Origin of the sequence: Hydrotalea sp., from assembly GCF_049968455.1 — a bacterium.
In the GTDB taxonomy this organism is placed as follows: domain Bacteria; phylum Bacteroidota; class Bacteroidia; order Chitinophagales; family Chitinophagaceae; genus Hydrotalea.
Window position 1 is genome coordinate 26,987 of the sequence record NZ_JBMFQT010000012.1, and the last position, 26,238, is coordinate 53,224.

Sequence of the window (26,238 nt, forward strand, 5' to 3'; positions counted from 1 at the left end):
CTTTTGAGAAGGTTGGAAACTAAACCCTGTACCATCAGCATTAAAAAACACTTTAATCAACACCATCTATCAATTAGACACCCCTTTTTCGGGTAAAAAAAGTTAAATTGCTACAGGTAATTATTTCTTCAACACACAAAACAACCAACATGAGAAAAACACTTCTGCTACTTGGCATTGGCTTATGTAGTTTACAGCATCCTGTTTTTTCGCAAACCGGCATCATTAGTGGCTTTACTAAAGAAAGCAGTGCCAAACAACAAGCTTTAGAACAACAATTTGATGGGTTATTAAGTGCGCAAAATGTAGGCAACACAATTAAGGAATTATCAGCCAAACCACATGAAATTGGATCACCCGGCAGTAAAGCCGTTGCAGAAGCTATTTTAGCCAAATACAAATCATGGGGTTGGGATGCGAACATTGAGACCTATCAGGTACTATTTCCTACACCTATTACAAGGGTATTAGAAATGACTTCGCCCACAAAGTATACCGCTATTTTAAAAGAGCCTGCTTTAAAAGAAGATGCTACAAGTGGACAGGATGGTCAATTACCTACTTACAATGCCTGGAGTGCGGATGGTGATGTTACAGCCCCATTAGTATTTGTAAATTATGGTTTACCCAGCGATTATGAAACATTGGCTAAAATGGGTGTTGATGTAAAAGGAAAAATCGTAATTGCAAAATATGGCCGCAGCTGGCGAGGTATTAAACCTAAGGTAGCATACGAACATGGCGCAGTGGGTTGTATTATTTATTCTGATCCTAAAGATGATGGTTATAGCCGTGGTGATGTATACCCCAAAGGCCCTTTTAAAAATGAATATGGCGTACAACGTGGTAGCGTAATGGACATGGTTTTATACCCCGGAGATCCTTTAACACCCGGTGTTGGCGCTACTGAAAATGCGCAACGCTTAGACAGAAAAGATGCAACTACAATCTTAAAAATCCCGGTATTACCCATAAGTTATCACGATGCACAACCCTTATTAGCGGCACTTGATGGACCAGTTGCGCCAGCCGATTGGACAGGTGGATTACCCATTACCTACCATGTTGGCCCCGGCAATGCCATTGTACATTTAAAATTAGCCTTTGATTGGAAGATACGTCCGGCTTATGATGTAATTGCCAAAATGAAAGGTAGTACATATCCCGATGAGTGGGTAATTAGAGGTAACCACCATGACGCTTGGGTAAATGGTGCAAATGATCCAATCAGCGGGCAATCAGCTTTGTTGGAAGAAGCAAAGGCCATTGGCGAATTGGTTAAAAAAGGATGGCAACCGAAAAGAACATTGGTGTATTGTGCTTGGGATGGAGAAGAACCCGGCTTATTAGGAAGCACAGAATGGGCAGAAGATCATGGAAAAGAATTGCAACAAAAAGCAGTAGTATACATTAACTCTGATGGTAACGGTAGAGGCTTTCTGAATGCTGAAGGCTCACATGCACTGAATAATTTTATGTACCAAATTAGTGAAACAGTAAAAGATCCGGAAACCGGAGTAAGCATTTTTAAAAGAAGATTGGCCGAGCAAATTGTACATGCCACTTCCGATGAAAAGAAACAGGCGTTAATGAAAGAACATACATTAGAATTAGGCGCCATGGGTTCAGGTTCTGATTATTCTTCATTTATTCAGCATTTAGGTGTGCCTTGTTTAGACTTAGGTTTTGGGGGGGAAGATGCAGGCGGCGAATACCATTCCATTTATGATTCATGGGATATGTACCGCCGTTTTAAAGATCCTACATTTGCCTACGGTGTGGCCCTGGCGCAAACCGCAGGCAGAGCCGCTTTACGTATGGCCGAAGCAGATGTATTGCCTTTTGATTTTAGAAGTTTACACAAAACAGTTGATGGGTACATTAACGAATTAATGCAAAACATGCAGCAAATGCGCATGAGTACGATGGTGGAAAATAAAATGATTACTACCCGACAATTTCAATTAGCGGCCGACCCCACTAAGAAAATGGTTTTCCCTACTGAAAAACCAGCTGTACCCTACATAGATTTTTCGCCCATACAAAATGCTATTGTTGCCTTAAAAAACGGAAGTGATAGCCTGGCCAAAACCTGGGAAAAAATGCTGAATAATCCTGGCATGCAGGCAAAATTTAATGAGGCATTATACCGTGCAGAACAACAATTATTAAGTACTAATGGCTTACCACGCCGCCCTTGGTATAAACACACTTTATATGCACCGGGCTTTTATACCGGCTATGGTGTTAAAACCATGCCGGGCATTCGCGAAGCTATTGAACAACGCAACTGGAATGAAGCAGAAGAACAAATTAAAGTAGATGCTGCCGCCATTCAACAATTGGCCGATTATTTAATGCGTACCGCACAATTGTAATGGAATAATATTGGCATATGTAAAAAGGCTGCCTTCATCGGCAGCCTTTTTTGTTTTGCTTATTTGAACCAAAACAAGCAATTTGATATCCCCAATCATTATTAAAAGTGTAAAGTATTTTTCATAACAAAGCATATTTGAAAAGGAAAGATAACTCAATATATTTTTTTATTTTTATTTATATTTCATTCATTATTATTTATTTTAAAAACTTCGCAGTAAAAAGACCCGTCAAAAAACGGTATTTTAAAAAAAACTTAAAACAATTTAGGATTATTTAAAATAATTATTTATGATTGCAGTATAAAATTATCTTATATGCAACTAAAAAATTTTTCCCTTATGAATACAGTTTTTAAGGATTAACATAATCCACTATTTAGACCAAATTTTACATGGCTTAAAAATAATTCATTATGAAATTTTTCTTTTTTATTTCCGCATTTTTGCTATCATCTTTTTCATGTCGCAAAAATTCTCCTGAATTTTTTAATGGTATTGTAGATCGCAATATAAACGGCTGCTCAGGTAGTACTGGGTATGTATTTATTATTAAGTATATAAATCTAAACAACACAGAAGATAGCTTATCTACTCTTACACTACCCACTCAATTTAAATTATCAGGTATAAAAATAAATTTTCAAATGAGAAATTTGAGTAACTCAGATGAAGTGATGTTTTGTAACACTATGATAAATCCACCAAACCAAAAAGTTATTTACAATGTAAACCCAAAGTAAAATGAACCAAAAATAATTACTTTAGTTTATATGTAATCTCTTCTTTTCATTAAAGCAGATGCACAGAAATATTTCTCTTCAAAAAAGAAAAAAAATTTAAGCATTTTTAAAAACAAACAATGAAACCAACACTCTTCATTATTCTACTAATTGCTTTTACATTGCCTTGCTTTTCACAGAATTCTTTTAAAAGAAATGATATTTATTTAGAAGCGGGTGGCAATAGTTTGTTTACAGGCATTAACTATGAAAGACAATTAACCAAGCAGCCCGGCTTAGGCGTTCGTGTTGGGGTGGGTATGTATTCAGAGAATGCATTTTATTTAGCTATACCCATCGGCATTAATTATTTATTCACCACCAACAATCCTAAAGGATTTATTGATGTTGGTGTAGGTACCACCTTTGCCCGTGAAAATGCTAAATTATTTTGGGAAAAGAAAACCATTGCTGATGACCATTTTGTAAACTTTATTCCAAGTTTTGGTTACAGAAGACATACCACGCAAAACATGCTATGGCGAATAAGTTTCACCCCGGTTATTAATCGTTATGGATTTGTACCCTGGTTGGGCTTTTCAGTTGGAAAACGTTTTTAATGCAAAAAGGCTAACAGCAACCACACTGTTAGCCTTACCATCAACCACATTACTCTCTAACTCAACAACATTTTCCATTATTAGAGGGTACACCAAAACCATCTAATATTTTTTCTAAGGGGCAAAAACGGGTAAAGGAAGATTGTAGCAAATTAACCCCTACAAAAACAGTTAACCATATCCAGTTAATGGATACAAAGTAAATTAGTACAACACTCAATAATACTAAACTGCCTGCAACGGCGCGAACAATACGTTCTCTCATTTTTTATATTTTTTAAATTAGAAAATTAATAACTGCTGACCTCAACCGGTACAATAAATGCACGGATGGGAAATGCACTGGGCGTTTCATTATTAAACTTCTTTACTAAGTCTAATGCCTGTTGTGCTTTATCATCATCAGTAAAACTGAAAAAGAAGAGTGCACTGGTTTGTGCATCGCCACTGGCAAACCAATTATTTAATACATAATTATTGTGTTCTGATTTATGGCCAATGGTATCGGTAACACTAAATACCGGCACTTTGGCTTTTTCGAGGATATGGGTTACAGCCAGTAAATCCTCTTTAATACTTGTGATGACTAACATTTTCATATACCATTGTTTTAAAGGTGATTATTGTGTGATGGTATTTTCGCCATCAGGTTGTTGATTGGGGTTAATAGGTTCAGGATATTTTTTACGCATCATTTTATAATACAACAAAGGCACTACTAATAAAGTTAAGAAAGTTGATGTAATGGTTCCGCCCATTAATGAAATGGCCAAACCTTGGAAAATAGGATCAAACAAAATAACTATAGCACCTAAAGCAACTGCACCTGCAGTTAATAAAATTGGCGTAGTACGCACAGCACCTGCTTCAATAATAGCTTGCTTTAACGGAATACCTTCACGTAAACGAATATTAATAAAGTCAATTAACAATACCGAATTCCGCACCATTACACCCGCTAAGGCAATAAAGCCAATCATAGATGTTGCAGTAAAGAAGGCGCCCATCATCCAGTGTCCAATAATAATTCCGATTAATGATAAAGGTATGGCAGCCAACATAATAATAGGTACCGTAAAGTTTTGGAACCATCCTACTATTAGCATATAAATAATGATAATTACTACCACAAATGCAATACCTAAATCGCGGAACACTTCATAGGTAATCTGCCACTCACCATCCCACTTTAGTGAGAAATGATCTTCTAACTTAGGCGCATGGGTATATTCTTCTTTCAATGTATAGCCTGCAGGGAGTTTAATACCGTTTAGCTTGTCAGAAATATCACTCATTGCATAGGAAGGACTTTCTAATTTTCCTGCCATATCAGCCGTTACATAAACAACGCGCTTTTGATTTTTTCTGTAAATGCTTTTTTCTTTAATGCCGCGAGTAATAGTTACCAAATCACCCACAGGAATTGCCATACCCTGTTGATTGATGATTTTTAAATTTTTTAATGCATTAATATCCGATTTATCAGCATCACTTAACTGCAATGAAATATTAACAGGATCATAGCTTGCCGGAACATGTAAGGTACCCACATTGCTGTTTGAAAGTGCAGCATGCATGGTAGCTACTACCTGTGCAGGCGCAATACCATAACGCATAGCTTTTTCTTTATCAACATCAAACTTATATTCAGTTTGGTCATGTTCTACTCTCCAATCAACATCAACTACATCGGGCGTTTGAGTAAATAGCTTTTTAATTTGACGAGCAATTTCAATTTGCTGCCTGTAATCGGGTCCATAAACCTCTGCAACCAAAGTAGATAATACCGGTGGTCCGGGTGGAACTTCAACTACTTTAACATTAGCATTGTACTTCTTGGCAATTTCCTGAATACCGGGGCGCATACTTTTAGCTATAGCATGGCTTTGCTCTTTCCTATCTTCTTTCTTAATTAAGTTCACCTGAATATCAGCCATGTTATCGCCTCTTCTAAAGTCGTAATGGCGCACTAATCCGTTAAAGCTAATAGGGCCGGAGGTACCGATGTACTCTTGATAATTCTCAACCATAGGTTGTTGGGAAACATATTCAGCTATTTCTTTAGTAACTGCTGCAGTTTTTTCTAAGGTTGAACCTTCAGGCATATCAATTACAATCTGAAATTCATTCTTATTATCAAACGGTAACATCTTAACGGCTACTGCCTTTGTGTAGAACATCATCATGGATGCCATTAATATTACCACAATGCTAATCATGAATGCCCAACGCTTCCAACGGCTTTGCAGCATGGGGTTAATAAAGGATTTATAAATTTTATAAATGCCTGTTTTTTCCAATACTACCGGTGGTTTTTCTTTTCCATGCTTTTCCTTTTCACGTAAGAATAAATAACCAAGGTAAGGTGTTAAGGTTAAGGCTACAATTAATGAAAGCATCATGGCAATAGAAGCACCAATTGGCATGGGGCTCATGTACGGACCCATTAATCCTGATACGAAAGCCATTGGCAATACTGCTGCAATTACTGTAAAAGTGGCCAATATAGTTGGGTTACCTACTTCATTAATAGCATAAATAGCAGCTTGCAAAGGGGGCAGACGCTTCATTTTAAAATGGCGGTGCATATTTTCAGCAATAATAATAGAATCATCTACTACAATACCGGTAATAAACACCAGCGCAAATAAAGTAATACGGTTTAATGTATAATGTAAAAAGTAATAAGCAAACAGGGTTAACGCAAAAGTTACAGGTACAGATAAAAATACTACTAAACCACCTCTCCAGCCCATGGCCAGCATTACAAATAAAGTAACGACTACTATGGCAATAAACAAGTGAAACAATAATTCAGATACTTTTTCTGAAGCGGTTTCGCCATAGTTACGAGTAGTGGTAATATGCACATCGGCAGGAATTACCTCAGACTTGATGTGATTTATTTTAGAAAGAATTTCTTCTGAAATCTGCATAGCATCAGCGCCCTTTTTCTTGGCAATAGAAAGTGTTACAGCAGGATAAGCGGAAGCATAACGGGTATCTTTTGACGTATCAGCCTTGCCATAACCAAAATACACATACTGACTGGGGGTTTCCGGACCATCCACAACTTTTGCTACCTGACGTAAGAAAACAGGTTGCTGTTGATTAGTGCCAATAATTAAATTCGCAACATCATCAGCATTGGTTAAAAAATTACCTGTTTCAACTGCGAATGCAGTATCGCTTTTTAGTAGGCTGCCGGAAGCTAATTGTGCATTATTACCCTGCATTTGTTTGGCAATACTTAAAAAGTCAACATGGTATTCCGCCATTTTATCTTTGTTCAACAGTACTTTCACCTCACGGCTACGTCCGCCAATAATATTAACAGCAGACACATCAGGTATCTTTTTTATTTCATTGGTTAAAACCTCACCCATTTGTCGTAGTGCATAATCATCATACTTATTGCTCCACAAGGTTAGCCCTAACACAGGCACATCATCTATGGCACGAGTTTTTACCAACGGCAGTGTTACACCTTGCGGCAACTTGTCCATATTCTTCATTAACTCATTATACAATTTTACTAATGAGCGCTCTACATCTTCACCCACATAAAACTGAACAATCAGCATAGCCCTACCCTGCATGGTAGTTGAATAAACATATTCCACTCCTTTTACATTCGAAATAATTTTTTCTAAAGGGGCAGTTACTTTTGTTTCAACTTCTTTAGGTTCAGCACCGGGGAAACCCACCAACACATCAGCCATTGGCACTTCAATTTGGGGTTCTTCTTCCCGCGGTATTAAATAGGTACTGTAAGCCCCTATCAATAAAAATGCAATCATTAACAGAATAGTTAGCTTACTCTGTATGAATGCTTTGGCAATATTTCCCGCAAATCCTTTTTCCATAATAATATTTAATAATTTAAAAAACTATTCAATGATTGCTCAATTGTTATTTAATTTCTTTTACCGGAACACCATCGGCTAATTTGCCGTTGGCAGATAGAATAAAGGGTTCATCTTTGCTTAAACCTGACAACACCTCAACTTCATTCCCCATTTGTTTACCTAAACGAACCCAACGCAATAAAGCAGTGTGATTGGCGGAAACGGTATATAAGCCGGTTAATTCATCTTTTGTTACAATAGCAGATACAGGCACCATAACCGCATCACTGCCGGTATTAACAACAGAAACATTACCTTTGATCGGTAACTGTGCAGTAACATACATACCGGCATATAAACCTGCTTTCTCATTTTCGGGTATAGCTACCTTAACCATATATTGACCACCAGTGTATTGCGCACTTTCACTGATTTGTGTTACTGTACCTTTAATACTTTTATTAATGGCTTGAATGTATAATGGTACTACGTTACCCATTTTTACATAATTAATTTGCGATTCGGGAACTGCAATACTAACTTGGAAACTGCCTGATTTTTCAATAGTAAGCAAAGGCATTCCGGGGTTTGCCATACTTCCGGCATCAGCCATTTTTTGAGTTACCACACCACTAAAAGGTGCAGTTAAATTGGTATAAGCCAACATGGCATTTACTTCATTACGCATTTGCTTAGCAGCATCTACTCTTGATTTTGCAGCATTGTATTGCAGGGTTACATTATCCAATTCTTTTGCAGATGCACTTTGTTGTTGGTATAAAGCAGTAAAACGATCGTAATCTTTTTGGGCATTACGCAACGCAGCTTCAGCTTCGGCAATCATAGCATCGGCTTGTGCACGTTTAGCCAATATATCCTGATTACTAATGGTAGCAAGTAATTGACCTTGTGAAACATGGTCGCCCACTTTTACACGCATGGATGTAATGTACCCCATTACCCTTGTGCTAATATTGGCACTTTGTACCGCTTCAATTTGTCCGCCTAAGCTTAATGCATTTTGTGTTGCAGCATTAGGCATAGAAAGTTTTACCTCAATAGGAGTAACAACAGTAGTTGTTTCAGCTTTTTTTTCATTGGAAGAACAGGCAGTTAATAATATACCTGTTAATGCCAACATAACGGTAGTGGTTTTTACATTTTTATTCATCTGCATAATTTTTTAATTGTATAAAACCTGATTGTATAAAACCTGATTGTATATTTTATTGTCAGGCAGGTTTAATTGTTGATTAATTTTTAGTGTTATTGGAAGTTTGGGTTAAAAATTGTAAATAAGCTTGCGTAGTTTGATAATTAAACTGTGCTTGGGCTAAGCCTAATTTTTGTTGTGCCAACTGCGTTTCAGCCATTAGCACATCAGTAGTCTTTACCAATCCTTGTTCATAGCGATTTTGTAAAATTCGCAAAGCCTCACTTGCTTGTTGTATGGCAGATTGTTGTTGAGAAATTTGATAGCCTGCATCATGCAAGTCGCGATAAGTTTTGTTCAACTCAAGTTGGCTTTGTTCTTTTTGTTGAGATAATTGTTGTTGCAACTTATTACGTTCAAGTGTTTGTGTTACTATAGTATTTTTAGTTCGGTTACCATTAAATAAATTCCATGATAATTGCACACCGGCTAAATAAGCATTGGCACCAAAACCAAACATACTTTTGTCATTAAGTTGATAATTACCAAATGCATTTAGTTTTGGCAAATAACTCATTTTACTGCTTTTAATCATCAGGTTACTTGCTTCAATAGCAGTTTGCATGGCCATAAAATCGGCACGTGCTTCAGGAACTTTAGTAATAGAATCACCGGATAATGTATTATCAAATACAACTTTACCAATGGTATAGGTAGTTCCGGTTGGGGCGCCCATTAAAAAACTAAGATAATCGCTGGCATTTTTAATATTGCTTTTAGCATTAGCCAATTGTGTAGTTACCATGTTTTCATGTACCTGTGCATTCAACAAATCAGACTTTTGTACCAATCCCTGATTAAAATAGTTTTGTGTTAATTGGTACATAGCATGCGCCGTTTGCTCCGCTTCTTTCAACACTTTTACGGCATCGTATGCCAATTGTAATTGCAAATAGGCTTTTTGCACTTCAAAAGCAATATATTCTTTAGTGCGCTTTGTTTTAAACTGATAAAGTTCTGTTTGCTTTTCGGCACCTTTACGCATATAAAGCATATCTAAATTTACCAATGGCTGCTGCACAGATAATTGCGTAGAAAAATCGGGTGTGCCGGAAGGATGATTCAATAAATCCGGATTAAAATCAGCTTGCGTAATGGTTTTTTGTTGTAACTTAAAACCAAAGGCATTTAAAGGATTATTGGTGCTCATAGCTGTATAGGATAAGCCAACCTGAGGTAAAAAAATGGCCGAAGTTTGCTTATAATTACTTTGAGCAATTTGTTCGTCAATACCGGCCAGTTGTATAGCTTTATTGTTGGCTTCAGCCCGTGCAATAGCATCGGTAAGTGTTAGCAGCTGTGTGCTATCCTGTGCCAATACCGTTTGCTGAAATAAAAGAAAACATAGACCAATAAAGGCATTTAATAAGTACTTCATTCTGTTCAATCTTAGCATTGCGTTAAAATTTATTGCAAAATTATTCTGCGCAATTAGCCTGTACTGTGACATATATCACCCTTAAACCCCAATAATTATTCAACAATGCAACAATTGGGCTTATGTGATAAACATCACTAAAGCATAGTATGAAATGAAGTAATTTTGCTTAAAATTGATACAATGGCAACAAAACACCTAACCACTCAAGAATTTAAAGATCAAATTTTTGATTATACAAAAGAGCAGGAATGGAAATACCAAGGAACATTACCTGCAATTATTGATTTTTATGCCGATTGGTGCGGTCCTTGTAAAATGGTAGCACCTGTATTGGAAGAATTATCAGATGAATATGCCGGAAAATTGAATATATTTAAAGTGGATACTGAAAAGGAACAAGAATTAGCCGCAGTATTCGGCATTCAAAGTATTCCTACTTTTTTATTCATTCCTGCACAAGGTCAGCCCATGATGCAGCCAGGCGCATTACCTAAAAAAGTATTTAAACAGGTAATTGATGAAGAATTATTACCTGTAACACAAGCAGAAAAATAGCAAGCAAAAACCCGGTTGATTAATAACCATTGTGCCCGACATTTATTTGTATTTAAGCATTCGTTTAAACAGTTAAGCTATGATAAAAAATTTTTGGGATCAACGTTATAGTGAAAATGAAACTGTATATGGTGATGAACCCAATTTATTTTTTAAATCATTTATCGATACAAACAAACCGGGCACAATATTATTACCCGCCGAAGGGGAAGGCAGAAACGCCATTTATGCCGCACAAAAAGGGTATACCGTTGACGCCTTTGATTATAGCGAAGTGGCGCGCAATAAAGCACTAAAAAAGGCTGAAGCGTTGGGATTATCTAATATTCATTACGAAGTAAAAGATATTGCCGATTTTGAACCAACAAAACAATATGATGCAGTGGCTCTTATTTACGTGCATTTACCCGAACCGCTTCGAAAAGCTTTTCACAGCAAAATAGTAAACGCTATAAAGCCGGGCGGCTACTTGGTTTTAGAAGCGTTTAGCAAAGAACAAATTCAATTTAAAAGTGGCGGCCCTGCAGATCCTGCTTTATTATATGATGCACCATCCTTATGCGCCGACTTTCAATTATTACACATTATAAGTTGCGGCCAAAAACAAATTCAATTGTCAGAAGGAAAATTTCACAATGGCACTGCTGATGTACTTAGGCTTATAGCCCAAAAGTTGTAAATTGTTTTACTAAGCCTACAACGTTACTTTATTGGCGTACTTTTGAAATAGAATCATGGCCGGTAATTATGGGCAGTAAAAAAATATTGATTATCTACATTTTATTATTGCTTTATTCCTGCAATAACCAATCACAACAAATAAAAGCGATTGATTTAGATACTATAGCCAATACCATTCCTACTGATGAAGCACAACAAGTTCAGCCATCTGTGTTTGATAGAGTAGCAGCATTAAAAAAATTAACGCCTTTTTCTCCTGCACAATTAAAGAGCATTTTACCCAAGCAATTATTACAATATCATCAAACTAATTTTGAGATTACTAATCAAAACGGTTACTCAACCGCAAAATTCACTTTTTACAATACCAATCAAAACAAAGCATTTCAATTAACAGTTATTGATTGCGCCGGCGAAACAGGAGCCAACATTTACTACTTACAATATTTAACCCGGTTAAATATTCAATCTGAAACAAATGATGGCTATACCAAACAATTTGACTTATTCGGTCAAAAAGCCATAGCATCTTATCAAAAAAAATTGAATCAGCATGAATTAACATTTTTTAACAACGAAAGGTTATTAATTCAAATGTCAGCAAAACACATTGATATTCATGAAATGAAACAAATAATTAGTGCATTAGAATTTTGTATACCTTCTTAATCCTTTATATACACCCTTTTTTAATTAGTACCTTAAAAAAGTATACTGTTTTTTTTCACAAAACACCCACAATTACGCAATGTTGAATAAAATTCATTCATTAGTATGATTATCATTTAACAAAAAAACTTAAGAGTATTTTTTTCATTACTGAAAAAAATATGTTTTCAACATAGGGTTAATAACAATTTTGTACTTCATGCAAAACCTTAATTATTTTGCTGCCCGGTTTAAGGTTTCCTTTGATATGGAATGAAAAGGGAATCAGGTGTAAATCCTGAACTATCCCCGTAGCTGTTACCCAATTAAACATGCTTTGGCGTTTTAAAACCACTGTTTTAAAAAAATGGGAAGGTTGCCAATTCATGGGAAGTCAGAAGACCTGCCTTTTACCAATGAAACAAAACGCTTTCGGGCGAAAAGCGGGTGTAGCCAAGTATACTACAAAAAAGTAATATACGCTTCCCCTCTTCAGCCCTAATATAAAATATGTTATTGTATTATTTAAAAAATTGAATGCTATGGACAATAGTAATGAAGTGTTATTGAAAGAAAACAAAGACCGGTTTGTTATTTTACCCATTAACTACCCTACTATTTGGGAAAAATATAAACAACATGAAGCCAGTTTTTGGACTGCAGAAGAAATTGACCTAAGTGCCGATTTAAAAGATTGGGATAGTTTAAATGATGGTGAAAGACATTTCATATCGCATGTATTAGCCTTTTTTGCTGCCAGTGATGGTATTGTAAATGAGAACCTGGCTGTAAATTTTATGAGTGAGGTACAATTGCCTGAAGCAAGATGTTTTTATGGTTTTCAAATTATGATGGAAAATATTCATTCTGAAACCTATGCTTTGTTAATTGACACCTACATTAAAAACCCGGAAGAAAAAAACCGTTTATTTCATGCCATTGATACCGTACCTGCCGTAAAGAAAAAAGCAGAATGGGCACTACGTTGGATTACCAATGGCAGTTTTGCTGAAAGGTTAGTTGCTTTTGCAGCAGTTGAAGGTATTTTCTTTAGTGGCAGCTTCTGCTCTATTTTCTGGTTAAAAAAACGCGGACTAATGCCGGGCTTAACCTTCAGTAATGAATTAATATCACGCGATGAGGGCTTACACTGCGAATTTGCCTGTTTGTTATACAAAATGCTTACCAACAAATTAACCGAACAACAAGTAAAAAATATTATAACCGATGCCGTAACCATTGAAAAAGAATTTATTACCGATGCCTTACCGGTTGATTTAATTGGAATGAATGCCAAACTAATGCAACAATACATTGAATTTGTTGCCGATAGATGGTTGGTTGAATTAGGCTATTCAAAAGTTTACAATGCCACCAACCCCTTCGATTTTATGGAAATGATTTCACTACAAGGCAAAACTAACTTTTTTGAAAAAAGAGTAGGTGATTATCAAAAAGCCGGTGTTATGAGCAGCAACATCAATGCTCAAGCTTTCAAGTTAGATGAAGATTTTTAATATCCTTTTGAAAATAATTAAAATATTATATATATGCATGTAATTAAAAGAGACGGAAGAAGAGAAACAGTTAAGTTTGATAAAGTAACAGCCCGCATCCAAAAACTTTCCTATAGCCTTAGTCCTATGGTGAATGTAATTGATGTGGCCAAAAAAACTATTGAAGGTATTTATGATGGTGTAAGAACAGAAGAGTTAGACAATTTAGCTGCCGAAACAGCCGCATCGCTTACCATTACACATCCTGATTATGCAATTTTAGCTTCACGCATTGCTGTAAGTAACTTACACAAGAATACCATTAAAAGCTTTTCGGCTACAATGCGTTTATTGTACAATTACACTGATAGTCACTCCGGCAAAAGAATGCCATTGATTGCTGATGATGTTATGGAAGTAATTGAAGCCAATGCTGAATTGTTAGATAGTACAATAATATATGATAGAGATTTCGCTTTTGATTATTTTGGCTTTAAAACATTAGAAAAATCATACCTGTTAAAAATAAACGGTAAAATTGCTGAACGTCCTCAACACATGTATATGCGTGTTGCTTTGGGCATTCATAAAAATGATGTAGAAAGTGCTATTAAAACTTATCATTTATTAAGTGAACGTTGGTTTACCCATGCAACACCTACATTATTTAATGCCGGCACTCCCAAACCTCAAATGAGTTCGTGCTTTTTGCTAACCATGAAAGAAGATAGCATTGATGGCATTTACGATACTTTGAAACAAACAGCAAAAATTTCACAAAGTGCCGGAGGTATTGGGTTGGCCATTCACAACATTCGCGCTACCGGAAGTTATATTGGTGGCACTAATGGTACCAGCAATGGCATTGTTCCCATGCTTAGGGTGTTTAATGATACAGCCCGTTATGTTGACCAAGGTGGTGGTAAAAGAAAAGGGGCATTTGCCATATATTTAGAACCTTGGCATGCCGATGTGTTTGAGTTTTTAGAATTAAAGAAAAATCATGGTAAAGAAGAACTAAGAGCCCGCGATTTGTTTTATGCCCTTTGGATTTCAGATTTATTCATGAAACGCGTAGAAGCCAATGAAGATTGGAGTTTATTCTGCCCCAATGAAGCCCCTGGTTTATGCGATTGCTGGGGAGAGGAATTTGAAAAATTATATACCCAATATGAGGCAGAAGGCCGTGCACGTAAAACCGTAAAAGCACAGGAATTATGGTTTAAAATAATGGAGTCGCAAATTGAAACCGGCACTCCTTATATGTTATATAAAGATGCTGCCAACCGTAAAAGCAATCAACAAAATTTAGGCACCATTAAAAGCAGCAACCTATGCACAGAAATTATTGAATATACTTCACCAGATGAAGTTGCTGTTTGTAACCTTGCCTCATTAGCCTTACCACGTTTTGTAGAAGATGGGCAGTTTAACCACGATAAATTATTTGAAGTTACTTATACCGCCACTGTTAACTTAAACAGAATTATTGACCATAATTATTACCCCGTTGAAGAAGCCCGTAATTCCAATTTAAAACACCGCCCCATTGGTTTAGGTGTGCAAGGTTTGGCCGATGTATTTATTTTATTACGATTACCTTTTGAAAGTGAAGAAGCAAAAAAATTAAATAAAGAAATTTTTGAAACTATTTATTTTGCAGCCATGACGGCTAGTAAGGATCTGGCTATTAAAGAAGGTACTTATGCCACTTATGAAGGATCACCACTATCAAAAGGGATTTTCCAATTCGATATGTGGAATGTTACACCTTCTAACCGTTGGAATTGGGAAGAACTAAGGCTACAGGTTAAACAACATGGTGTTCGCAACTCTTTACTGGTAGCGCCCATGCCTACAGCCTCTACTTCACAAATATTAGGAAACAATGAATGTTTTGAACCTTATACTTCTAACATTTATACCCGCAGGGTTTTAAGTGGCGAATACATTATTGTAAACAAGCATTTGTTGAAGGATTTAATACAATTGGGTTTGTGGAACAACACCATGAAGAATAAAATAATTGCCAATAACGGTTCTATTCAAAACATACCTGAAATTCCGACAAATATAAAAGAGTTGTATAAAACCGTTTGGGAAATAAAACAACGCACTATTATTGATATGGCTGCCGACCGTGGCGCTTTTATTTGCCAATCACAATCGCTTAATTTGTTTGTGGATGCACCGAATATGGCGAAGTTAACTTCTATGCACTTCTATGCATGGAAAAAAGGATTGAAGACAGGCATGTACTATTTGCGTTCTCAAGCAGCCACACAAGCTGTTCAGTTTACCGTAGAAAAACAGGCCGAAGTAACTGCTCAACCTGTTATTCCTGTTCAAGAAAATCCAGCTGAATCAGATGTTACAGCTACTGTAACAGAAGGTGCCGTATGCACTATGCAAGAAGGTTGTATTACCTGTGGTTCTTAAAATAAAATTTTGCGAATAATAAAAGCCCGTTGTAATTACTACAGCGGGTTTTTTGTTTTTATCACTTCTTTTGTTCAATCATTTCAAATATTTAGCTTGTTTAGTACAAACAAAGCATACAGAATAGAAAAACATCAAGCAACTTTACTTGCATCAAATTGTAAGCAATGAATTATTCTAACGCAGCGCATCCATTATTATGCTGGGATATAGTAGTAGAGGGTATGGCACGCCGCAGTCAATTACACAAAGATTTACAAGCTTTGAGAAAAATACATCGGCTGAATAACTGGAGTCATATTCAGTTTGCTTACCATGAGGCATTAATTTGGGAAAATAAAACCATTATTGTTACCAATACCCAACTACAAATCATTTACGCTACGGAAAATTTATTGGCTATGAATGGCTATCATCCATTGGAAGTTGTTGGCAAACGTCCCGCCATTTTTCAAGGCCCCGAAACCTCAGTAGAAACCCGCAAAACAATTAAAATGGCAATTGAAGCATTACAGCCTTTTAATACCAGTATTATCAATTACAAAAAAAATGGCAGCAAGTATACTTGTCATATTGAAGGTTTCCCAATTTTTGATACACGTGGAAAATTGGTCAACTTTATGGCTATTGAAAAGGCTGCTTAATTTCCAAATTGCTAACAATTAACGAAGCGGTTAATTTATTGTAATATTGTAGCATGAAAAAAGTGCATAATATTATTTTCGATTTGGGAGGTGTTTTTATTAATCTTGATTTTCAGAAAACAACACAAGCTTTTCAACAATTAGGTATTCAAAACTTCCAACATTTTTTTTCACAAAATCATTCTAATGAATTGTTTATAGCTTTAGAAACCGGCAAAATTACACCAAATGAATTTTTTGAGTCGCTTAGAAAAACAACCGGTATTAATGCCGACAATCAAACCATAACTGAGGCATGGAATGCCATGCTCTTAAACTTCCCACCGGAAAGAATTGAATGGCTGAATAAAATAAACAAACAATATCCCGTTTATCTGTTTTCAAACACCAATATTATTCACTACAATAGTTTTATGCAGTTGTTTCAACGCGATATTGGAATGCAGAACTTTAATGAGCAGTTTGTAAAAGCCTATTATTCCCATGAAATGGGCATGCGAAAACCCGATGTAGATGGTTTTGAATATATTTTGCAACAAAACAATTTAAAACCCGAAGAAACTTTGTTTATTGATGATACATTAGCCAATATTAATACTGCTAATGCTTTGGGCTTTCAAACCATTCATTTAACAGCACCACAAACGGTATTGGATTTGCGTTTATAATTCTATAACCATTGCTTCATATGGACGTAAGCTTATCTTAGGCTGTAATGTTATTGTTTTTCCAACATCGGTATAATTAGCTAAAGCCACTTTTCCCTGCCCTTTCATATGGTTGTTATTAAACGTAGCATTCTTGGTTGAAAAATTTAGTAGTATTAAAAATTTACCGGCACCATCCTCACGAGTATACGCATATACTTGGTCATTGTTTTTATCCAATAAAGTATATTTTCCATATATCAAAGTTGTATGTGTGTTTCGAAGCTGTACCAGCTTTTTAAAATAATTCAAACAACTGTTAGGATCTTTTTCTTCAACAGCAACATTTATGGTTTTGTAATTTGGATTTACCTTAATCCAAGGTGTACCGGTAGTAAAGCCTGCATTAGATGAAGTATTCCACTGAAAAGGTGTTCTGCCGTTATCACGGGCACCAAAGGCAAAATTTTTTAACAAAGCTTGTACATTTCCTCCGGTTAACACTGTATGCTTGTATGCATCTAAAATTACTTTATCGCGATAGTCATTGATGGAAGTAAAATTAGGATTCGTCATGCCCAGTTCATCCCCGTTATAATAGAAAGGTGTTCCCCGCATGGTTAAAATAAAGGTTGATAACATTTGTGAAGAATGCGCACGAAAGGCTGGAGCATCATTACCAAAACGACTAACCATTCTTGCTTGGTCGTGATTGGCTAAAAATACCGCTAACCAACCGCTATGTTCAAAAGCACTATCCCATTGTGAAAAAACGGTTTTAAAATGCAGCAAGCTATATCCGTTGGGTTTTGCAATATCTACTCCATTAAAAGCATAAGCTAAATTCAATTCGTGACGATTGCTATCTACCAAGTTATGTGCATCTTCAAATGTATTACCGGCTCCCTCAGCAACACTCATTACATCATACTTGCTAAAAATTTGTTGATTCATTTGTTGCAGATATCCGTGCAAATTTCCCTGCATGGCATAATAACGGTTAAAGTCTTTTTCAAACCCTTTGGGAAACATTGGGAAGGTGGTATCTTTTGCCACAAACTGAAAAGCATCTAACCGAAAACCATCTATACCTTTATCGGCCCAAAAGCGCATAATATCATATACTTCCTCACGCACTTCCGGATTTTCCCAATTTAAGTCGGGCTGCTTGTCAGAAAAGTAATGTAAGTAATATGCATTGGTTAACGAATCATATTTCCATGCATCATGGTTAATATCAAACAAACTAAAGCGATAGGGAGGCTTTCCATTTTCTGCATTCCACCAATGATAATAATTACGATAGGGGCTTTTACGCGAACTGCGGCTTTTTTTAAACCACTCATGTTCGCTGCTACTATGGTTTACTACTAAATCCATCACCAATTTAATACCACGGCGATGCATCCCATTTAATAAAGAATCAAAATCGGCCATGGTACCATACTCCGTATCTATTTTTCGGTAATCACTAACATCATAGCCATTATCAAAATTAGGTGATTGATATATGGGATTTAACCAAACCACATTAATGCCCAAACTTTTTATATAATCTAATTCTGAAATAATTCCCTTTAAATCGCCAATGCCGTCACCATTACTATCCTTGAAGCTACGAGGATAAATTTGGTAAACAATAGCACTCTTCCACCATTTGGGCGAAGCAGATTCTTTATTATTTTCTACTTGTGCTTGTGTATGGATGGCCAATAAGCAAGAAACAGAAACTGCTATGGCGGCAATATATTTTTTCATATTAGCGGGAAGATTTTGCTGAATTGGTTAATAACTTAAAAATAAAGATTAACCTTGGCCTATTTTTTTAGTTCTTCAAAGTCAATATAATCTCCCTCCTCATTGGAGGCATTATTTTTAGTACTAGAAGTAGATGGGTGGTTGTTCGAACTAAATTGCTGTTCTTCCTGTTGCATAGCATTAATTTTTTGTTTCATTTGTGATGTTGCTTTGCCGATGGGAACAACTAAATCAAAAACAAATTTGTACAGCAAATAAAGTACACAGCCCCAAAGAATAATTTTAAGCATAATGACAAAATTACACGAATGATTGAAAAGTATAAAAACACCGGCATTTTTTAACCATTTCCATTTTAACGGATACTTATTTGGTGAATAAACATTTTATTCATTACATTTGCATTGGAAAAAAAACAAAAGGAAGGGAACGAGCACGTTCCCTTCTGCTTTATAGGTATGTTAACAGAATCACCCATAGAACAAATTACCGGCATTGTAAACCAAATGCTGGAATCGGAACCAGGCTATTTTTGTGTATCGGTTAAAATTAAACCCACACAAAACATAAAAGTATTTTTAGATGGCGATAACGGATTACCCATTGAAAAATGCGTTTATTTCAATAGAAAACTTTATCAGTTAATAACTGAAGCCGGCATTTATCCGGAAGGCGAATTTAGTTTGGAGGTTTCCTCGCCCGGCGTTGGTGAGCCGCTACAATTACATCGGCAATATGTAAAAAATATTGGCAGAAAAGTAGAAGTTGTTTTTAAAGATGATACCATGAAAACCGGCACTTTGCTGGCAGTTACAGATAATGATATTTTAATAGAACAAACCATTGGGAAAGGCAAAAAAGCAACAACCCAGCAGGTTTTAATACCATTTAATAATATAAAAACAACAACCGTTCAAATTAAATTTTAACCACCATCGGGCATAAAGGCTTATTGCCTGAAGCAAGACAAAATCATTGAATTATGGCAAGTATTAACCTCATTGACGCATTTCAGGAATTTAAAGACACTGAAAACCTTGACAGACCCACGTTAATGAAAGTGGTAGAAGATGTTTTTAAAACCTTACTACGCAAAAAATATGGTAGCGACGAAAATTTTGACGTTATTGTAAATGCAGAAAAAGGCGACTTAGAAATTATTCGTCGCAGAATGATTGTAGAAGATGGAGAAGTAAACGATCCACTTGCCGAAATTAGCTACACTGAAGCTGTTAAAATTGAACCCGACTTTGAAGTAGGCGAAGAATTATATGAAGAAGTTGATATGCTTGACTTTGGACGCCGCGCCATTTTAGCCGCTAAACAAACCTTAGCCAGCCGTATTAACGATTTAAAAAAGAATATTCTTGTAAAAAAATACAGCGACCGTATTGGCGAAATCATTTCTGCCGATGTACACCAGGTTTGGAAAAAAGAAGTTTTATTAATGGACGAGGAAGGTAATGAGTTAATTCTACCCAAATCAGAACAAATTCCGCAAGACTTCTTTCGCAAAGGCGAAACCGTTCGTGCTGTAGTAGCAAGAGTTGATTTAAAAAACAATTCACCCGTTATCATTCTTTCTCGCACCAGCCCGTTGTTTTTGGCTAAATTGTTAGAGATAGAAGTACCGGAAATTTTTGATGGATTAATTTCTATTAAAAAAATTGTTCGTGAACCGGGTGAAAGAGCCAAAGTAGCTGTTGAATCATACGACGATAGAATTGATCCGGTTGGTGCTTGTGTGGGTATGAAAGGTAGCCGTATTCATGGCATAGTTCGCGAATTAAAAAATGAAAATATTGACGTAATTAATTACACCAACAATATTCAATTATTAATTCAACGCTCTTTAACACCTGCTAAAATCAGCTTCATGAACATTGACTCTGAAAAGAAACAAGCCGATGTTTATTTGAAGGCCGATCAGGTTTCACTAGCCATAGGTCGCAGAGGCGTGAATATTAAATTAGCATCTGAACTTACCGGTTACACTTTGGATGTATTTAGAGAAGATGAAGAAAAAACTGATGAGTTTGATATTGACTTGGAAGAATTTAGCGATGAAATTGAACCTTGGGTAATTGAAGCATTTAAAAAAGTTGGATGCGACACTGCCCGCAGCGTGCTTAACCTAAGCAATGATGAATTGGAAAGAAGAACCGACTTGGAAAAAGAAACCATTGAAGAAGTTAGACAAATTTTGCAAGCTGAATTCGATAATGAATAAAAGCATAAACAACCCCATTTATGCCAACAAACAAAGTTTAAATAAAAACAAGGGGTATTTTAAAGCAATATATTAGGCTATAAACAGTCTTATGTATACATTTGAGCGTTGCCTTTAAACGAAGGGAACAGATGGATTAAATAAAACGGAATGTCAGAACTGAAATTACCAAGATTATTAGCAGCCGCAAAAGAGTTTAATGTTGGCCAAGAAACCATTATTGAATTTTTAGGCAAGAAAGGTTTTAATAAAGATGAATTAAAACCTACAGCCAAACTTACAGCCGAAATGTACCTAGCGCTTCAGGCAGAATTTCAAAGTGATAAACAGGCTAAAAACAAAGCCGATCAGGTTGAAATTCCAAAAATTGTACCACCTGATGCCCGTAAAAGAAAGGATAAAGAAGAAGAAGAAGCTACTGCTAAAAAAGAGGATAAAAAAGCCCCAAAAGAAGAGATAAAAGAAATAGTACAAGAACCGGAAATGATAGCAGCAACAAATGAACCAACTGCTATTATTGAAAAAGAAGATCAGGCTATTGCACAACAACCCAATGACATTACCGAACCTACTGTTGCAGAGAAATTTGTTGAGCCCGAAAATACAACACCTCCTGCAACTCCTGCTGAACCTGAGTTTATTAAACTAGAAGTTCCGGAAATTGAAGGACCAAAAATAATTGCCAAAATTGATATTGATGCCATAGAAAATTCAACTCGTCCTAAAAAACAGGTTAAGAAAAAAGAAGAACCAACGGCAGCAAAATTAGAAGATGAAAACGGCCCTTCTACAACAGCAACACCGGCACCCGAAGTGGTAGCACCTGCGGCTGAAACTACACCGGAAAACACTCCATCCAACATTGAACCTCAGGAATTGCATACAGAAACTTTACCGGAAAGCATTACCCAACAAGATAATGGCAACCCAATTATAGAAAATATTGAAGTTGAAAAGTTAACCGGGCCTAAAATATTAGGTAAAATTCAATTGCCCATTGACAGCGATACAAGACCGAAACCAACTTCTCGCGAAGAAAACCGCAAACAACGCAAACGCATCCCTTTAAATAAGGTAGGTGGTAATCAACCTGGCGGTCAGTTTAACCGTGAACCGAAGGCCGGCAATCCACAACAACGCCATGGTAACAATGCACCCGGAGGTAATGCTCCGCTTACCGGTCCTAACAGACCCGTACAGCCTGCCAATAACCGCAATAACCAACAGCAAAGTGGCCAAGGCCAACATGCAGGGGGCAACCGAAATAATTTCCGCAATGCGCCACATCCAAAACATGGTGGTCGCGATCATAGAAAAGAAGAGAAAGAAATTGACGCAAAAGATATTCAGGAAAAAATAAAGGAAACACAAGCCAAATTGGCCGGAGCCGGTGGCAGAGGCAAAAGTTTAAAAGCCAAATACCGCCGTGCTAAACGCGATGAAGTAGCCGAATCAATGGGCGAAGCCACTGAAAACAACAAGTTACAGGTTACTGAATTTATTAGCGTAAGCGAATTGGCCAACTTAATGGATGTAAGTTTTGCCGATGTAATTGCTAAGTGTATGAACTTAGGCATCATGGTATCTATAAACCAACGCCTTGATGCGGAAGTAATTGAATTAGTAGCCAGTGAGTTTGGATATGAAGTTGAATTTATTGGTGTGGATGATGTAGAGGAACTAAATGAAGAAGAGGAAGAAGAAGATAGTCAAAACATGGAAAGCCGCCCACCCATTGTTACTATAATGGGACACGTTGACCATGGTAAGACTTCTTTACTAGACTATATTAGAAATGCCAACGTAGTGGCAGGTGAGGCCGGAGGTATTACTCAACACATTGGTGCTTATGAAGTTACTTTGCCTGAAAGTGGAAAACATATTACCTTCTTAGATACTCCAGGTCACGAAGCTTTTACAGCCATGCGTGCTCGTGGTGCAAAAGTTACCGATATAGCGGTAATTGTAATTGCTGCAGATGATGCAGTGATGCCTCAAACCAAAGAAGCAATAAGCCACGCACAAGCGGCAAACGTACCCATGATATTTGCTATTAATAAAGTTGATAAAGAAGGCGCTAACCCTCAAAAAATTTATGAGCAACTATCGCAAATGAATATTTTGGTGGAAGAATGGGGTGGTAAATATCAAAGCCAAGAAATAAGTGCCAAACAAGGATTGAATGTTAATTTATTACTTGAAAAAATATTGCTGGAAGCTGAACTGCTCGACTTAAAAGCTAATCCTAAAAAAGAAGCATCCGGTTCAATTATTGAAGCCACTTTGGATAAAGGCCGTGGTTATGTTGCCACTATTTTAGTACAAAATGGAACTTTAAGACAAGGTGATATTATTGTAAGTGCACAATACCATGGACGCGTAAAGGCTATGTTTAATGAACGCAATCAGCGAATAAATGAAGCCCCTCCTTCTACTCCCGCAGTAATATTGGGATTGAATGGTGCACCGCAAGCCGGCGAAAAATTCAAGGTATACCAAGATGAATCTGAAGCAAAAGAAGCAGCTAATAAACGAGCTCAATTAATGCGTGAACAAGGATTAAGAACGCGTAAACACATCACTTTAGATGAAATTGGCCGCCGCCTTGCATTAGGAAATTTCAAAGAACTTAACATTATTATTAAAGGTGACGTGGATGGTTCAATAGAGGCGTTAAGCGATTCATTACAAAAACTATCTACTGATGAAATTGCTGTAAATGTGGTTCACAAAGCAGTAGGACAAATTTCTGAAAGTGATGTACTATTGGCTACCGCTTCCGATGCTATTTTAATTGGCTTCAATGTTCGCCCATCAGCACAAGCAGCTAGATTAGCTCAGAACGAAGGCGTTGAAATAAAAATGTACTCTATTATTTACAATGCCATTGAGGAAGTTAAAAGCGCTATGGAAGGTATGCTGGAGCCTAAAATTCAGGAAAAAGAGGTGGCTACGGTTGAAGTACGTGAAGTATTTAAATTCGATAAAGCAACCGTTGCTGGCTGTTTTGTAGTAGAAGGCCGCATAAAACGCGATGCTAAAATACGCTTGTTTAGAGATGGTATTCTTATTTACCCACGCCAAGAAGGAGCTTTTGCAGAATTAGGAAGTTTAAAACGCTATAAAGATGATGTAAAAGAAGTACCCTCAAACATGGAATGCGGTTTAACCATTAAAAACTACGCCGATTTGGCAGTTGGAGACACCATAGTAGCTTACGAAGAATTAGAAATTAAACGTACACTATAAATAAACCCAAATAAAAAATTTGCTTCAGAATAGGTTATTGAACACCCCCCCTGAAGCAAATTTTTTTGTTAAAAGCTTATTCGGCTTAAAGTTTGCAAAAGTTTAGAAGTACATTTGAAATACTTTTTTGTAAAAAGTGATTGGGCCTTTAAAAGGAATTTCCTTCGGCTTTATTGCAGATTACAAGCATATTTAACTTATGAAACATTTTTTAATTTTTAGTTTGATTGTATGCACATCCTTAACCGCATTAAACGCACAGGTTCAAAAGGTTGTAGCAGATAAAATTGTGGCGCAAGTAGGCGATAAAATTATTTTACGCTCTGATGTGATGAATGCTATTTCCGATGCCAAAAGACAAGGACAAGAGGCTTCCTTACCTCCTCATCCGGAATGCGCATTTTTAGAAGCACAACTTATACAAAAAGCATTGGTTTTGCAAGCAGAAAAAGACTCACTGACTGTATCAGATGAAGATTTGGATGCTGCATTGGATAACCAAATTAGAGGCTTTATCCGCGAATATGGTTCTAAAGAAGTATTGGAAGAAATCGCCGGTAAAACCATTTATCAAATTAAAGAAGATTTTAGACCTGCTTTCCGCGATCGTAAATTGGCCGACCAAATGCGCAACAAAATTTTGGATAACGTAAAAGTTACTCCTAATGAAGTAAAAGCCTATTTCGATAAAATTCCAAAAGATAGCTTACCCTTCTTTGAAAGCGAAATAGAAGTTAGCCAGATTCTAATTCAACCTAAAGCCAATAAGGAGGTGGAAGATTATGTATCGAAAGATTTATATAGTTATAAAAATCAGGTAGAAACCGGTCAAAAACGATTTGATCAATTGGCTAAATTATACTCCGACGACGTAGAAACAGAAAAACAAGGTGGCTTATTACATTTAAATAGAAACGATAAATTCTGGGACCCAACATTCCTTTCAACTGTATTTAAACTGAAAGAAGGACAAATTTCTCCGGTTATCAAATCAAAATTTGGATTACACATTATTCAGTTGGTTAGCCGTTCTGGTGATGATGCAGTAGTTCGCCATATTTTAAAAATTCCTCCAGTTACACAAACCGAAATTAATTTAGCGGTAGACAAATTAGATTCTATTAGAAATTTAATAGAAACCAAACAAATTACTTTTGGTGAAGCTGTTAACCGCTTTAGCGATGACGAAAATAGCAAATTCACCGGTGGCCAAATTCAAGGAAGAGATGGAAGCTCATACATTACCATTGACCAATTACCTGACAAAGAACTCATTCCTTTACTTAAAAATTTGAAACCAGGCGACATTTCTAAACCACAAGTATACACAGATGATAGAGGTAGAAAAATGGTACGTTTGGTATATTTAAAAACTAGAACTGAACCGCATCGTGAAAATTTAAAGGAAGACTATAATAAAATTGCGCAACAAGCCCTTGAAGATAAAAAACAACAAAAATTGGAACAATGGTTCAATGATCATTTACCTTCATTCTATATTACCATTGATAAAGAATTTAAAGGCTGCAAATCACTAGATGAATGGTGGAAATATGCTGCTAAAAATTAAATCCGTATTGTTATTTTAAAAAGCCCCTCATTCTAAGAAATAGGGGCTTTTTTATTGCATTAACTAACCGTTTTACCTTAAAAAATATTATTTCATTGGCACGGAAAAGGTATACCATGCTTTATTTAGCTAACACATCACCCTACTAAAACATTCCTT

21 protein-coding genes and 1 riboswitch are annotated in these 26,238 nt (G+C 36.3%); of the genes, 14 read left to right on the top strand and 7 right to left on the bottom strand.

What is annotated here, in order from left to right:
- The first annotated feature begins 149 nt into the window (after positions 1-149).
- The 3 genes from ACP5P5_RS09660 to ACP5P5_RS09670 all read left to right on the top strand — a co-directional run bounded on the left by ACP5P5_RS09660 (position 150) and on the right by ACP5P5_RS09670 (position 3,720).
- Entirely contained in the window at positions 150-2,378 is a 2,229-nt protein-coding gene (locus ACP5P5_RS09660) for a transferrin receptor-like dimerization domain-containing protein (protein ID WP_428285900.1), read from the top strand.
- 416 nt (positions 2,379-2,794) lie between these two features.
- The gene (locus ACP5P5_RS09665; protein WP_428285901.1) at positions 2,795-3,121 is read left to right on the top strand and encodes a hypothetical protein; all 327 of its coding nucleotides are present in this window, start codon (positions 2,795-2,797) and stop codon (positions 3,119-3,121) included.
- 119 nt (positions 3,122-3,240) lie between these two features.
- On the top strand, positions 3,241-3,720 hold the full coding sequence (locus ACP5P5_RS09670; protein WP_428285902.1) for a hypothetical protein: 480 nt from the start codon (positions 3,241-3,243) through the stop codon (positions 3,718-3,720).
- A 61-nt stretch (positions 3,721-3,781) separates the two neighbouring features.
- Here ACP5P5_RS09670 and ACP5P5_RS09675 read toward each other — a convergent pair whose 3' ends face one another.
- From ACP5P5_RS09675 to ACP5P5_RS09695, 5 genes are all read right to left on the bottom strand, one after another.
- Positions 3,782-3,985, bottom strand: a complete 204-nt coding sequence (locus ACP5P5_RS09675; RefSeq protein ID WP_428285903.1) for a YgaP family membrane protein — start codon at positions 3,983-3,985, stop codon at positions 3,782-3,784.
- A gap of 25 nt (positions 3,986-4,010) precedes the next feature.
- The gene (locus tag ACP5P5_RS09680; protein WP_428285904.1) at positions 4,011-4,319 is read right to left on the bottom strand and encodes a hypothetical protein; all 309 of its coding nucleotides are present in this window, start codon (positions 4,317-4,319) and stop codon (positions 4,011-4,013) included.
- Between the two features lie 21 nt (positions 4,320-4,340).
- Positions 4,341-7,586 carry an efflux RND transporter permease subunit gene (locus tag ACP5P5_RS09685; RefSeq protein WP_428285905.1) on the bottom strand — a complete coding sequence of 1,082 codons (3,246 nt, stop codon included), beginning with the start codon at positions 7,584-7,586 and terminating at the stop codon, positions 4,341-4,343.
- A 46-nt stretch (positions 7,587-7,632) separates the two neighbouring features.
- Entirely contained in the window at positions 7,633-8,745 is a 1,113-nt protein-coding gene (locus tag ACP5P5_RS09690; RefSeq protein WP_428285906.1) for an efflux RND transporter periplasmic adaptor subunit, read from the bottom strand.
- Positions 8,746-8,821: 76 nt separating this feature from the next.
- Positions 8,822-10,177, bottom strand: a complete 1,356-nt coding sequence (locus ACP5P5_RS09695; RefSeq protein ID WP_428285907.1) for a TolC family protein — start codon at positions 10,175-10,177, stop codon at positions 8,822-8,824.
- Positions 10,178-10,342: 165 nt separating this feature from the next.
- On the opposite strand from ACP5P5_RS09695, the gene trxA reads away from it, so the two are divergent.
- The 7 genes from trxA (at position 10,343) to ACP5P5_RS09730 (ending at position 17,293) form a co-directional block, all read left to right on the top strand.
- On the top strand, positions 10,343-10,717 hold the full coding sequence (gene trxA / locus ACP5P5_RS09700) for a thioredoxin (RefSeq protein ID WP_428285908.1): 375 nt from the start codon (positions 10,343-10,345) through the stop codon (positions 10,715-10,717).
- 79 nt (positions 10,718-10,796) lie between these two features.
- Positions 10,797-11,396, top strand: coding sequence for a class I SAM-dependent methyltransferase (locus tag ACP5P5_RS09705; RefSeq protein ID WP_428285909.1), 600 nt, complete (start codon positions 10,797-10,799; stop codon positions 11,394-11,396).
- Between the two features lie 86 nt (positions 11,397-11,482).
- Complete coding sequence (locus tag ACP5P5_RS09710) at positions 11,483-12,067, top strand: hypothetical protein (protein WP_428285910.1); 585 nt, start codon at positions 11,483-11,485, stop codon at positions 12,065-12,067.
- Positions 12,068-12,283: 216 nt separating this feature from the next.
- Positions 12,284-12,471: riboswitch (cobalamin riboswitch) on the top strand.
- 117 nt (positions 12,472-12,588) lie between these two features.
- The gene (locus ACP5P5_RS09715; RefSeq protein ID WP_428285911.1) at positions 12,589-13,563 is read left to right on the top strand and encodes a ribonucleoside-diphosphate reductase small subunit; all 975 of its coding nucleotides are present in this window, start codon (positions 12,589-12,591) and stop codon (positions 13,561-13,563) included.
- Positions 13,564-13,596: 33 nt separating this feature from the next.
- The gene (locus ACP5P5_RS09720) at positions 13,597-15,981 is read left to right on the top strand and encodes a ribonucleoside-diphosphate reductase subunit alpha (protein WP_428285912.1); all 2,385 of its coding nucleotides are present in this window, start codon (positions 13,597-13,599) and stop codon (positions 15,979-15,981) included.
- 167 nt (positions 15,982-16,148) lie between these two features.
- On the top strand, positions 16,149-16,625 hold the full coding sequence (locus ACP5P5_RS09725; RefSeq protein ID WP_428285913.1) for a PAS domain-containing protein: 477 nt from the start codon (positions 16,149-16,151) through the stop codon (positions 16,623-16,625).
- Between the two features lie 53 nt (positions 16,626-16,678).
- Complete coding sequence (locus tag ACP5P5_RS09730) at positions 16,679-17,293, top strand: HAD family hydrolase (protein ID WP_428285914.1); 615 nt, start codon at positions 16,679-16,681, stop codon at positions 17,291-17,293.
- Here ACP5P5_RS09730 and ACP5P5_RS09735 read toward each other — a convergent pair.
- Positions 17,288-19,030, bottom strand: coding sequence for a glycoside hydrolase family 13 protein (locus ACP5P5_RS09735; protein ID WP_428285915.1), 1,743 nt, complete (start codon positions 19,028-19,030; stop codon positions 17,288-17,290). The two genes, ACP5P5_RS09730 and ACP5P5_RS09735, sit on opposite strands and share 6 nt — an antisense overlap.
- A gap of 59 nt (positions 19,031-19,089) precedes the next feature.
- Complete coding sequence (locus tag ACP5P5_RS09740) at positions 19,090-19,320, bottom strand: hypothetical protein (RefSeq protein ID WP_428285916.1); 231 nt, start codon at positions 19,318-19,320, stop codon at positions 19,090-19,092.
- Positions 19,321-19,488: 168 nt separating this feature from the next.
- Between ACP5P5_RS09740 and ACP5P5_RS09745 the strand changes: the two genes are divergently transcribed.
- From ACP5P5_RS09745 to ACP5P5_RS09760, 4 genes are all read left to right on the top strand, one after another.
- On the top strand, positions 19,489-19,959 hold the full coding sequence (locus tag ACP5P5_RS09745) for a ribosome maturation factor (RefSeq protein ID WP_428285917.1): 471 nt from the start codon (positions 19,489-19,491) through the stop codon (positions 19,957-19,959).
- Between the two features lie 53 nt (positions 19,960-20,012).
- On the top strand, positions 20,013-21,260 hold the full coding sequence (nusA, locus tag ACP5P5_RS09750; RefSeq protein WP_428285918.1) for a transcription termination factor NusA: 1,248 nt from the start codon (positions 20,013-20,015) through the stop codon (positions 21,258-21,260).
- A gap of 150 nt (positions 21,261-21,410) precedes the next feature.
- Positions 21,411-24,509 (top strand): translation initiation factor IF-2, encoded by a 3,099-nt coding sequence (gene infB, locus ACP5P5_RS09755; RefSeq protein WP_428285919.1) that lies wholly within the window; start codon positions 21,411-21,413, stop codon positions 24,507-24,509.
- Positions 24,510-24,708: 199 nt separating this feature from the next.
- Complete coding sequence (locus tag ACP5P5_RS09760; RefSeq protein ID WP_428285920.1) at positions 24,709-26,079, top strand: peptidylprolyl isomerase; 1,371 nt, start codon at positions 24,709-24,711, stop codon at positions 26,077-26,079.
- The last annotated feature ends 159 nt before the right edge of the window (positions 26,080-26,238 follow it).